The organism is Neisseria sp. SLRRB23, from assembly GCF_050896295.1.
Lineage (GTDB): Bacteria > Pseudomonadota > Gammaproteobacteria > Burkholderiales > Neisseriaceae > Neisseria.
The window spans coordinates 1-434 of record NZ_JBPBFH010000088.1 but is presented as its reverse complement, the minus strand read 5'-3'; the positions used below and the strand labels follow the sequence as shown (position 1 = coordinate 434).

Genomic DNA, 434 nt, shown 5'->3' with positions numbered 1-434 from the left:
CATACGATATGACGTCGAGTCTCGTGGGCTCGGAGATGTGTATAAGAGACAGGTCCGGCACCGCCACGGGAGAGGACGGCATCGTTGAGGGCGAGGGCGCGTTCGGCGGTTTTGCCTTCGCGGATCAGTGCGGCTTCCGAAACGCGGACTCATCCACAAAATCAATTCTTCAGACAGGCGGCTCAAGTGAACCATAACCAGCGAGGCGGCGGCGGTGAACTCAATGGCAAAATCGCGGTCGGATACGGCATCGAGCGAGTTCTGGCAGATTTGTTCGAAACCCAACAATTCGGCGGTGATCGTCGCCCAAAATCGGCGCGGTGCCTTTCATCGGTTCGGTGCTGATGGTGCCGTCCGCACCGATTTTGAGGAAGAGGTCGGGCGAGAAACACCTGTCTCTTATACACATCTCCGAGCCCACGAGACTCGACGTC

At 57.8% G+C, this 434-nt stretch carries 2 protein-coding genes and 1 pseudogene; 1 reads left to right on the top strand and 2 read right to left on the bottom strand.

All coding sequences use genetic code 11. The annotated features are described in order from the left end of the window. A partial coding sequence (locus tag ACRPFF_RS11170) for a hypothetical protein (protein ID WP_432674667.1) occupies window positions 1-197 on the top strand: 197 nt, incomplete at its 5' end. On the opposite strand, the pseudogene ACRPFF_RS11165 reads toward ACRPFF_RS11170, so the two are convergent. Next, window positions 136-300, bottom strand: a pseudogene (locus tag ACRPFF_RS11165) (lyase family protein); the annotation flags it as partial. The gene ACRPFF_RS11170 and the pseudogene ACRPFF_RS11165 overlap by 62 nt on opposite strands. Further along, the coding region (locus ACRPFF_RS11160; protein WP_432674668.1) for a hypothetical protein at window positions 221-434 on the bottom strand (214 nt) is incomplete at its 5' end. The pseudogene ACRPFF_RS11165 and the gene ACRPFF_RS11160, both read right to left, overlap by 80 nt.